The sequence below is a fragment of the Peptoniphilus sp. SGI.035 genome, assembly GCF_050315115.1.
Lineage (GTDB): Bacteria > Bacillota > Clostridia > Tissierellales > Peptoniphilaceae > Peptoniphilus_A.
On the sequence record NZ_JBNPOJ010000065.1, the window covers coordinates 1 to 423 of the forward strand.

Consider the following 423-nt stretch of genomic DNA (forward strand, 5'->3'; position numbering starts at 1 on the left):
TTTTTTAAAAATATATTTATTTAAAACAATATAATATTCAAAAATAATTATGAAATTATTAACTCATAGCCAGACGCTCTATCCAGCTGAGCTAAGGATACTAATAAAAAATGGAGCGGATGACGAGATTCGAACTCGCGACCCTCGCCTTGGCAAGGCGATGCTCTACCACTGAGCCACATCCGCATAAAAATTTTTATTAAATTTATTGGTGGAGGAGAGTGGATTTGAACCACTGAAAGCTAAGCTAACGGATTTACAGTCCGTCCCCTTTGGCCAACTCGGGAACTCCTCCATGAAATCCCCTATTATCTTTTTGGAGCTGGTGGGAGGACTTGAACCCCTAACCTACTGATTACAAGTCAGTTGCTCTACCAATTGAGCTACACCAGCATCTCTCTTTTTACATAATATTCTATATAC

At 38.8% G+C, this 423-nt stretch carries 3 tRNA genes; all 3 read right to left on the bottom strand.

Annotated elements, in window-relative coordinates:
• Positions 1 to 111: 111 nt before the first annotated feature.
• Positions 112 to 186: transfer RNA gene (locus ACQRC6_RS09865), tRNA-Gly, on the bottom strand.
• Between the two features lie 23 nt (positions 187 to 209).
• Positions 210 to 295 (bottom strand) — tRNA-Tyr (locus ACQRC6_RS09870).
• A 22-nt stretch (positions 296 to 317) separates the two neighbouring features.
• Positions 318 to 393 (bottom strand) — tRNA-Thr (locus ACQRC6_RS09875).
• Positions 394 to 423 lie beyond the last annotated feature (30 nt).